General features: G+C 63.3%; 9 protein-coding genes and 1 tRNA gene. 4 read left to right on the forward strand and 6 right to left on the reverse strand.

Annotated features, from left to right (window positions below; translation table 11 throughout):
- On the reverse strand, positions 1–881 hold an 881-nt coding region (locus tag PGX04_RS28930; RefSeq protein WP_273741650.1), incomplete at its 3' end, for a DUF255 domain-containing protein.
- A gap of 158 nt (positions 882–1,039) precedes the next feature.
- Here PGX04_RS28930 and PGX04_RS28935 point away from each other — a divergent pair.
- Positions 1,040–1,636, forward strand: a complete 597-nt coding sequence (locus PGX04_RS28935) for an FxsA family protein (RefSeq protein ID WP_273741651.1) — start codon at positions 1,040–1,042, stop codon at positions 1,634–1,636.
- 76 nt (positions 1,637–1,712) lie between these two features.
- Positions 1,713–1,786: transfer RNA gene (locus PGX04_RS28940), tRNA-Ile, on the forward strand.
- Between the two features lie 262 nt (positions 1,787–2,048).
- On the opposite strand, the gene PGX04_RS28945 is transcribed toward PGX04_RS28940, so the two are convergent.
- From PGX04_RS28945 to PGX04_RS28965, 5 genes are all read right to left on the reverse strand, one after another.
- Positions 2,049–2,408, reverse strand: coding sequence for a hypothetical protein (locus PGX04_RS28945; RefSeq protein WP_273741652.1), 360 nt, complete (start codon positions 2,406–2,408; stop codon positions 2,049–2,051).
- A gap of 248 nt (positions 2,409–2,656) precedes the next feature.
- Positions 2,657–3,112, reverse strand: coding sequence for a hypothetical protein (locus PGX04_RS28950; RefSeq protein ID WP_273741653.1), 456 nt, complete (start codon positions 3,110–3,112; stop codon positions 2,657–2,659).
- 514 nt (positions 3,113–3,626) lie between these two features.
- Positions 3,627–4,241 carry a rod-determining factor RdfA gene (rdfA, locus tag PGX04_RS28955; RefSeq protein ID WP_273741654.1) on the reverse strand — a complete coding sequence of 205 codons (615 nt, stop codon included), beginning with the start codon at positions 4,239–4,241 and terminating at the stop codon, positions 3,627–3,629.
- Positions 4,242–4,488: 247 nt separating this feature from the next.
- A complete protein-coding gene (locus PGX04_RS28960; protein WP_273741655.1) occupies positions 4,489–5,253 on the reverse strand; it encodes an IclR family transcriptional regulator in 765 nt (254 codons plus the stop codon).
- Positions 5,254–5,462: 209 nt separating this feature from the next.
- Positions 5,463–6,626 (reverse strand): acyl-CoA dehydrogenase family protein, encoded by a 1,164-nt coding sequence (locus tag PGX04_RS28965; RefSeq protein ID WP_273741656.1) that lies wholly within the window; start codon positions 6,624–6,626, stop codon positions 5,463–5,465.
- A 166-nt stretch (positions 6,627–6,792) separates the two neighbouring features.
- Between PGX04_RS28965 and PGX04_RS28970 the strand changes: the two genes are divergently transcribed.
- Both PGX04_RS28970 and PGX04_RS28975 read left to right on the forward strand, forming a co-directional pair.
- Positions 6,793–7,866: a TAXI family TRAP transporter solute-binding subunit gene (locus PGX04_RS28970; protein WP_273741657.1), complete on the forward strand. Its 1,074-nt coding sequence runs from the start codon at positions 6,793–6,795 to the stop codon at positions 7,864–7,866.
- Positions 7,867–7,874: 8 nt separating this feature from the next.
- Positions 7,875–9,886 (forward strand): TRAP transporter permease (locus PGX04_RS28975; RefSeq protein ID WP_273741658.1); only part of this gene is annotated, 2,012 nt, incomplete at its 3' end.

Genomic DNA, 9,886 nt, shown 5'->3' on the forward strand with positions numbered 1-9,886 from the left:
GGCTCCGCGGCGGCCGCCCGATCGGTCGCGTCGAGGCTGTACGCGTCGTCCTCGCCGGGAGCCTGACTGTTCGCGAAGGCGGCTGCCTCGCCGTTCCACAGCGTGGCCGTCAGATAGTCGATCGTCCGCTCGGCGGGGTCGCGGTACTCGTCCGCGCCGGTCAGGAGGTAGGCGTTGGCGAACGCCCGTACGAGCGCGCCGTTGGAGTCGAGCAGTTTCTCGCGCTGGAGCCCCGACCAGTCGGGCTCAGTCGCAAAGCGGTAGAAGCCGCCCTCGTACTCGTCGAACAGGTTCGCGCCGACCGCGTCGTAGGATCGCAGCGCCATCTCCCGGTCGCGTTTGAGCGCGAACTCGAGCGCGTCGGGCAACGGGAACTTCGGCTGCTGGCCCCAGCCGCCGGCGGTCTCGTCGTACGTGTCGGTGAGATGGCCGAACATTCCCTGTTCGATATCGGCCGTCAACTCGCCAGCGGGCGGATTGTCCTCGCGGAGCGGACGGGGAATGCGCGCCGCGGCGCTCCCTTTCGTCTGCCACATGGTTCGGACGCTGTCGAGGACCTGTCGCATCCCGTCGGGGCCGAGATAGCCGGCGCCGGTCAGGACCTCCCCGTTCGGTGCGAGGAAGACCGTCGACGGGAAGCCGCCCATGTTGTATCGATCGCGAACGCGCGGGTGCCGGTCCACGTCGACTCGCACGGGCACGAAGCTATCGTTGACGTTGGCCGCGATTCGAGGGTCCGCGTAGGTCTCCGCGTCCATCTCGTGGCAGTGATCGCACCACGTCGCAGTCAGCGAGAGCAAGACGGGAACGTCTTCCGCCGAAGCCTCGTCGAAGGCCTCCCGTCCCCACTCGCGCCACTCGACGCGCGTCGTCTCGTTCATACCGTATCGACGTGAGTCGCCGGCGTAAGCCCTTCGTTCGCTCCCGGTATCGGATCGGGTCTCGAGCGGTTTCGGGCGACCTCGAGCGGCCGTGGGGGACGGTTCTGTCGCTGGAACGAGAGTAAAAGATTTTCACCGTTCGGCGACTAGATCCGCGTATGCTCCGGTGGATCCTCGCGCTGTTGCTCATCCCGTTTCTCGACGCCGTGTTGCTCGCGGTCATCGTCACCCAGTTCGGGTTCGTCAACTGGGTCGGGATGGTGCTACTCGTCGTCCTGACGGGACTGGTCGGTATGCTACTCGTTCGGGCCGAAGGACGGCGAACGATCCGGAAGATGCAACGCTCGATGGCGCAGGGGAAGCCGCCGACGAACGAACTGCTTGACGGCGGGTTGCTGATCGCCGCCGGCGCGTTCCTGCTGACTCCCGGACTGGTGACGGACCTCATCGGTTTCCTGCTCGCCGTTCCGCTGACGCGGATCCCGATCCGCGCCGCCCTCAAGCGCTTCGTGATCGTTCCGTACGCGGACAAGAAGACGGGCGGTTTCGCCAGCGGCGGGGTCTGGACGTTCGGCTTCCCGGACGATGGGATGGCTCGAGAACAGAGCGAATCGACCGACGACGGGACGTACGACCTCGGCGACGACGCCTACACCGTCGACGGCGACGGCACCGAGGACTCGTACACGATCGAGTTCGGCGACGACCGCACGGACGACGGGGACGAACGAGACGACGATCCCCTCGCTCGGTAGCGAATCTCACGGGTCAGGGAGAAAGAAACGCTTAAACGTCCCACCGGGCAACTACCGAGTGCGAGGGAGACGGCGCGGGCCAATAGCTCAATTAGGTTGAGCGCCACTCTGATAAGGTGGAGGCTCTCGGTTCAAATCCGAGTTGGCCCATTTCTGCTGCGAACAATGCGAACGGAGTGAACCGTGAGCAGCAGCGATACAACCAACTCGAGTCATGATCCTGGAAGCCCCAGGCCCGGAAAGCGAACGAAGTGAGCGAGCCGGAACGTCTTCCGTCGGTTCACATTCGAGGCCCACGTCTCGCGGTGAACCACTTCGCGAACCAGCGGCCTACTGGACGGATCGAGTCACCGAGACGGCACAGACTCGCGTGACCCTTCTGATCGGCGGATCGTCGCGACGGTCGACTCGGTCACGGAACGATGGGGGCCAGTAACGGCTCGCGTGAGACGAGCAGAACGACGTTGTTGCTCGCGAAGAGGGCGTACATTCCGACGATAGTAGCGACGAAGGCGATGTCCAGCGGCGTGGAGAGGACGTAGCCGATCAGGACCACGAAACTGGCGTAGATGAGGGCGGCGAAAACGACGCCGGCGATTCCGAAGAGGTCGTAAAGAAAGACCGTCACGGGATTTATCTCGTACGCGTACGGGACGGTGAAGAACAGTACCGTTGCGACGAGATCGACGAACCACACGCTAAAAAATGCGGCTCGAAGTCTGGCGGTACCCGGTCGATTCAGCTCAATCCCGAATGAGCCCGTATTCACCATCGTATTGAAGACAACGCTTTTCCAAATATTACGCGTTGTACTTGCTGATTCCGGTCGTGTGATTCGTTCACTTGCTGCGGAAAAGAGACAGCGCTGGAAGCGGACGGCCGACGGGGACCCGGACGTAGCGCTGGAATCGGAGGGCGGGTCACACGGGGCGTCGTTTCAGACGGTCTGCTGACACTGTGTCCCGGCGCACCCGCATGGCGGATCGCGAGTGCGCCGGGACTGACTGACAGGAGTCCGTCTCAGGCGTCCGACGACAGTCGTTCGAAATCGGGGTCGGGACAGCCGTTCGGTTTCGACGGAACGCGTCGGTAGGCGTGTAATTCGCCGTCGGTGGCAGCGCTCAGCAGAATGTCGTCCGGGGCGATCTCATCGAACCGATCGACCGATAGCACGAGTTGATCGACGACAGCCTCGCCGTCCTCGAGCAGGAGGACGACGTGTTCTCCGTCGACGATTCGGTCGACGACGCCGATGTAGAGATCGGTTCCGTCGAGGACGTCGCCGATCGCGACATCGGCCGAGGACGAACCGCGGAACGGCGATCGCAGTCTTCGGAGATTCGATGGGTGGTCCGGTCGATCAGGCGTTTCGCCGGGACTCGCACCGGCAGACGTCACTGCGGCGATCGTTCCCGTAGTGAGCGCAGCGAGCATTCGAAGGACTGTCCGTCGTGATCGTCGGGGTTGGTCCGACATACCCCTGTTGGCCGCGGATTGTCTGATAAACCCTCGGTCGAATCGGATTGACTCGCTCGTCCGGTCAACCGAATCCGTCCGCCGACGATGTGCGCCGTTCGTGGAATTATAGATATTTCACTACTTCGATGAAACAGTATGGAATAGTATACTTGAGTCGTTCTGTTTCGATCTGTCACCAAACCTGGCTTATACGTGCAGAAACCCGCATTTTCTCCACTTATCTGAAGTTCAAGAACGGGGCCGGCGCTCGAGCGATTGCTTCACATGGAATGTGAGAATACTCGGTTATTAGAGCCGAATAAGCGGGTAGAGGGCATCTCAAAGATCTGGAGTATACGAGTGGGCCGGTTACTGTATCCTATAACCATAATATATCGATATATGATAGATACCCGGAACGGATTCGGAACCGACTCGAGCGATACCGGAACGAAACGGGAAACGCAGCGGAATCCATAACAGAGGTACGATTGTTATGGGTTCCGAGCGATCACCAGTTCGCGGGGACGCGCTACTGATCGCCGCACTCGCAGGCGCCAGTTTCGAGCAGCGTGGCGACGTCGTACTGTCGGCCGCACTCCTCACAGAGGACCTGCAGGTCGGCGAGAACGCGGTATGAGCCGAGTTGCAGATGGTCGGTATCCCGCAGTCGATCGAGTTTGCTTTCGGTCACGGCGACCGTCCGCTGTCGAAGCCCCTCGATCGTACGGGACTCCGCCGCTCGAGCGTCCTCGTCGGTCTCCGGAAGCGACGCGTCCCGGTGACCCGTGAGATACGACCGGATCGCGCCGTAGGAGACGAACTCCGCTCGCACCGTCTCGACGTCGACCCCTACTCGCTCGAGTCGCCGTCTGGCCGCGGTTTGCTCGCCGCGACTCCCCTCGGCTCCATCGAGAAGGGCGTACAGGCGGCTGACATCGTCGGTGATCGTCTCGACGTCGGCGTCGTCGAGCGCGGCCCGGAGGATTCGTTTGTTGAACGAATCGGCGAGCGCTCGCAGACTCGTTCGGTTCTCGGGATGGGTCCACCGTGCCTCGAGTTCGTCGCCGACACCCTCGAGGCCGTACTTCCGAATGAGACGCAGGACTTTCGGATCCGGTCCGGGACCCGTCGGCTGATCGTTCATCGAATGGACTGTTCCGAAAGACGAGGAAAGTCGTTTCGGTGGCGAACGGTCATCGTTTCGGAGTGCGGGACGGACCGTTTGCGTATCGGATATTCCATTCCGGGAACCGGGAGAGACGATGCATAGCTGCTGCTGGACGATCTCCGTTTTCGCTCCGTCCGATCGGCGTTTCGTCGAGTGGAATACCGACGCTGATGAAGAGTCGGGTTTGCCGGTCGAGTCGTCGGTCAGCCGATCGTGACGGCTGTCAGCCGTACGCGAGCGTGATCCTGATCTCGCCCGCCTTGTCCCGAAGCCGGGCCGGGAGGTCATCGTGAACGTAGTCGTCCGTGAATCGGCTGGTCGGTCCGAAAACGGCTAGCGACCCGAGGAACTCGTCGTCGGGCGTGTAGACGGGGACGGAAACACCGCGGAGTCCGGCCATGTGTTCCTGATTGTTCACCGCGTATTCCCGGTCACGGATCCGCTCGAGTTCGTCGAACAGCGCGTCGGGATCGGTGATCGTGTTCGACGTGATCGCCTCGAGTCCTACCTCCTCGACGTAGCGGGCGACTGCAGCGTCGTCCCACTCTGCGAGAATGACCTTCCCCGAGGCCATCGAGTGGAGCGGTCGCCGGTGGCCGATCATCGTGTTCGAGAGGCTGCCGTAGCGGTGGACGTAGACGGCTTCGTCGTCCTCTTCGACGATGAATACCGCTCGTTCGTCGGTCTCCTGACCGAGTTCGAACACCGCTCGTTTGGCGGCCGTGTAACCCACTCTCCGGGAACGAGCCTGCTCGCCGAGTTCGACGAACCGGAAGCCGACGTAATACTTCCCGTCGCGCTCGATCACGTAGCCCAGGTCGGTGAGCGTCTGCAGGTGGCGGTAGACGGTACTCTTGGGGAGGTCGGTTCGCTGCGTGAGATCCGCGATCGTGACCCCTTCCTCGGCTTTGAGCGCCTCGAGGAGTTCGAACGTCTTTCGCGTCGTCGAGACGCCGACGGTCCCGGTTTCGTCCCGATCCGTGTTCATATCCGATGCTGTTCGCACGCCGCAATCAATGTTCCGGATACTGGGACGGGAGTGTTGGCGGGCGGGACGGCCGTCCCTGAATCCGAACCCGAGTCGGCACGCTCCGGAGTAGCGGTCGAGTGGAGTAGCGGTCGAGTCGGCAGGGCCACGAGCAGCGAGTCGAACTCGAGTCGGAGAAAAAGCGTGGTGCGAATCGTCGACTCGCGTCGCTACTGGTAGGCGGGGATACCGGTGAACTCCTCGCCGAGGACGAGCGTGTGGATGTCGTGGGTACCCTCGTAGGTGTAGACCGTCTCCATGTTGGCCATGTGGCGCATCGGCGAGTAGTCGGTGGTGATGCCGTTGCCGCCGAGCATCTCGCGGGCGATCCGGGCCTGATCGCGGGCCGTGCGCACGTTGTTCCGCTTGGCCATCGAGACGTGCTGGGGTCGCATCTCGCCGCGCTCTTTGAGTTCGGCGAGGCGGTGGGCCAGCAGCTGGGCCAGCGTGATCTGGGTGCCCATCTCCGCGAGCTTGCGCTGTTGGAGCTGGAACCGGCCGATCGGACCGCCAAACTGGTCGCGGTCTTTGGCGTACTGACGGGCCTCCTCGAAGCAGTCCCGCGCCGCGCCGACTGCGCCCCAGGCGATGCCGTAGCGGGCCTGCGTGAGACAGGACAGCGGCCCCTTCATGCCCGAGACGCCGGGAAGAACGTTCTCCTCGGGGACGTGGACGCCGTTCAGACCGATCTCGCCCGTGATCGACGCGCGCAGCGAGAGCTTCTCGGTGATCTTGTTCGTCGTGACGCCGTCGCGGTCGGTCTCGACCAGAAATCCGCGCACGGGGTCGTCCTCGGCCGACTTGTCACGCGCCCAGACGATGGCGACGTCGGCGATCGGCGAGTTCGTGATCCACGTCTTCGAGCCGTTCAGCACGTAGCCGTCACCGTCCGCCTCCGCGCGGGTTTCCATCGCCGACGGATTCGAACCGTGTTCCGGCTCGGTGAGGCCGAAGCAGCCGATCGCCTCGCCTCGCCCCATCGCGGGCAGCCACTCCTCTTTCTGCTCCTCGCTCCCGTAGGCGCGGATGGGGTACATGACCAGCGCGCCCTGGACCGACGCCATCGAGCGCAGCCCCGAGTCGCCGGCCTCGAGTTCCTGCATCAGGAGCCCGTACGCCGTCTCCGAGACGTTCGGCGAGCCGTAGCCCTCGAGGTTCGGCGCGTAGAAGCCGAGTTCGCCCATCTTCGGGATGAGTTCCTTCGGGAAGGTGCCGTTCTCGAAGTGCTCGCCGATGTCGGGTTTGACGTGCTCGTCGACGAACTCCCGGGCCGTGTCCCGGATCATCCGCTCTTCCTGGTCGAGATCCTCCTCGAGCTGCACGAAATCCAGCATACCTAGACCTATGGGAATGGCACAATAGGTATTGCGATACGGGGTGTCACATGGGTGGCCGCCGAGGTGGAAGCGGACGGCCGTTCATGTTGGGTATTTATATAATAAAACGCAATTTCGGCGGATTGCGGAAGGGTTATAACAGGTAACTATGAAGACGTTTGGCATGGCGAAGAGGGACAAATCCACGGACAGACGTACCACTCGACGATCGATTCTCGCGACAGCAGGCGTCGGTTCCCTCGCGGCGATCGCCGGTTGTATCGGCGGCGAGACGAGCGGCGGCAGCGACCAGAACCTCGAGACCCTGTCGGACATCAACGAGAACACGTCGGTGTCACCGACGCCGAGCGGCTCCGGGACGGCTCCAGCGCTCGAACGAGCGCTCGATCACGCTACCGACGGATACGACCGTGTCAGCAACGACTACGGCGAGCAGGGCAACGCGATCAACGAGAACCAGCTCGACGCCGGCGTCGGGACGCTGATGAACTTCTCGATCACGCCTAGCTGGCTCCAGCAGACCGCGAGTACCGTCGACAACCTCCGCGTCCTCGACGTGACCGACGAGACCGAGCAGGCCTGGAACGACGACGACCGACTGCTGATCCAGCCGGCCGAGACGGGGCAGATCGACAACGTCGACGCCCCCGACGAGGTTCCCGCGCCGACCTTCGCGTACAACTTCGTCTCCCGGGCCGACCTCGAGTACGACACGGTCTACACGTTCCTCGAGACGCTGTACGAGCAGAAGGATGAACTGGCGGACTACGCCGGCCTGCTGGCGACCCACGAGGAAGACGAGTTCTGGGTGAAGAACATGTACGACGGCGTCCCCTTCCACGACGCCGCGGCGGACTTCTACGAGGAGATCGGCGTCTGGAGCGACGAGTTCGAGCGCGCCGGTGGCAGTTCGAGCGGCGGCGCGACCGGCGACACCGACGTTCGGATGCGGACGTCGACGTCGACGACCACGGCCTACTCCGCGAACCAGGGGATGACCAGTGCCGTCAACGAGGGGACCGACGACCTGTTCGTCGAGGCCCAGACCAGCCAGGGAACCGAGGCGAACCTCGGTGCGCTCGACCAGGAGGATGCCGAGATGGTCTACATCCAGAACTGGTCGGCACGGCAGGTCCAAGAAGGTGCCGGCAACTACAGCGAACTCGGCTTCGAAATGGCACAGATCGTCCACTTCTACGATCTGCCGTGGTTCTTCATCGCCGAGGGCGGTAACTAACAGAACCGATGTCCGAAGCATATTCCGACCGCGGCCTCACCGAGATAGTCCTCGGGTTCCTCGTGTACGTATTTGGGTTCGCCCTGACGGGGTACACCGTCTTGTACGCCGTGTCCCTCGTGGGCGGATGGCCCCTCACCGGCCTCGTCGACGAACCGCGCTGGGTAGTCCGCGACAAGCAATACATGATCCTCTTTTTCGGAATGGGGATCGCGCTGTACTACCTCGACTACGCCTACCAGCAGTTCGCCGACGAAAGCCCCGACGTTGGTATCGATGCAGCGACATCCTCGACGGCCGGCGAGAGCGTCGACGGTGCGCTCGAGCGAGCGCGACGCGTCTGGGAGCGGGTCGACCCGTACATCGCCCTCGCCCTCGCCCTCGCGGCGCTGTTCACGATGTACCACGTCTATACGAACTTTATCCGACTCGACGAGGATGCGTACATCCTCGGCTACACCACCACCGATCACGTCGTCGGCGTGGTGTTGATCGCGATGGCGGTCGACACGACCCGTCGAGCATTCGGTACCACGATCGCAGCCGTCGCCGTCGCAGCGATCGCGTATGCCCACTCCGCGGTCGGCCCGCGGCTGTTCGGCGTCTTCCAGCACTCGGGTCAGAGCTGGGAGCAGATCGCCGAGAACGGCGCGATCGGCATTAGCGGCGTCTACCATAGCACCATGATGGGGATCGGCTCGACGTGGGTCGCAATCTTCATCATGTTCGCCGGGATCGCGAAGGCGTTCGGGCTGATGGAGTTCGTCCGCGATATCGGGAAGGAACTCGGACGGAGCCTCCGAACCGGCGTCGTCCAGATCGCCGTCATCTCGAGCATGATTATGGGCTCGATCACCGGGAGCGCGGCGGCCAACACCGCGACGACCGGGAGCTTTACGATCCCGATGATCAAGGATCAAGGCGTCGACAGCGACGTCGCCGCCTCGATCGAGGCGGTCGCCTCCGCGGGCGGCCAGATGCTGCCGCCCGTGATGGGCGTCGCGGCGTTCCTGATGGCCGACATCATTCAGGTCCCGTACCTAGACATCGTCCAGGCTGGAGTTATTCCGGCGGCATTGTTCTACTTCAGCGTCTGTCTGGCCGTCCACTTCACCATCCTCAAGTTCGGCTGGATCTCGAGCGACCTCTCGTCGTTCAGGTGGCGACTCCTCCTCAACGGGCTTCACTTCGCGATCCCGATGGGCGTCCTCCTGTACACGCTCGTCTACCTGCGGTACACGCCGCTGTCGGCGGGCATGAATACGATCTTCGCGATCATCGGCGTGATGTTCGTCCGGAACTTCGTCGTCGGCGTCGTCGGCGTCGGTTCCGACGAGGTGACGGCCGAGATCCTCGGGCGGGAGATACAGGGCGACGATCTGCTTGGGAACCTCGTCGCGACGATCAAGCAAACCTTCGACGGGTTCAAACAGGGCGGGACCGACATGGCACCGCTGGTCGGCGTCCTCGCGGCCATGGGCGTGATCGTCGAACTGCTCGAGGGAACGGGGCTGACGGCCCGCGTCGCGACGTCGATCGTCAGCCTCGGCGACGTGAGCTTGCTCGGGTTCGGCGGCGGACTGTTCGTCGTCCTGTTCCTCGCGATGATCGCCAGCATCCTGTTCGGGCTCGGGATGCCGACGCCCGCGGCATACATCCTCGTGGCCATCCTGGTTGCGAAACCGATCACCGAACTGGGAACCCCTGACATCGCGACGCATATGTTCGTGTTCTACTTCGCGATGTTGTCGGCGATCACGCCGCCGGTCGCGATCTCGGTCGCGATCGGGGCGCGGATCGCGGGCGCGAGCTTCCTCCAGTCGGCCAAACAGGCGCTCCGGCTCGGTGCGCCCGGATTCGTCATCCCCTACGCCTTCATCGCGAACGAGAGTCTCATCTACTGGTCCGCCGAGACGCTGCTCGCGTTCCCCGTCGTGCTGGCCGGCACCGTCGCCCTGATCGTCGCGACGATCGGGTTCGACGGCGCGCGCGACCTCTCTGCGCCGGTCCGTGTGCTCTT

Source organism: Natrinema soli (assembly GCF_028618695.1).

Bases quoted from the DNA above. Each gene is read 5' to 3' on its own strand.
- PGX04_RS28950 (WP_273741653.1), bottom strand. From the start codon at position 3,112: ATGTCGGACCAACCCCGACGATCACGACGGACAGTCCTTCGAATGCTC.
- PGX04_RS28935 (WP_273741651.1), top strand. From the start codon at position 1,040: ATGCTCCGGTGGATCCTCGCGCTGTTGCTCATCCCGTTTCTCGACGCC.
- PGX04_RS28960 (WP_273741655.1), bottom strand. From the start codon at position 5,253: ATGAACACGGATCGGGACGAAACCGGGACCGTCGGCGTCTCGACGACG.
- rdfA (WP_273741654.1), bottom strand. From the start codon at position 4,241: ATGAACGATCAGCCGACGGGTCCCGGACCGGATCCGAAAGTCCTGCGT.
- PGX04_RS28970 (WP_273741657.1), top strand. From the start codon at position 6,793: ATGGCGAAGAGGGACAAATCCACGGACAGACGTACCACTCGACGATCG.
- PGX04_RS28965 (WP_273741656.1), bottom strand. From the start codon at position 6,626: ATGCTGGATTTCGTGCAGCTCGAGGAGGATCTCGACCAGGAAGAGCGG.
- PGX04_RS28945 (WP_273741652.1), bottom strand. From the start codon at position 2,408: ATGGTGAATACGGGCTCATTCGGGATTGAGCTGAATCGACCGGGTACC.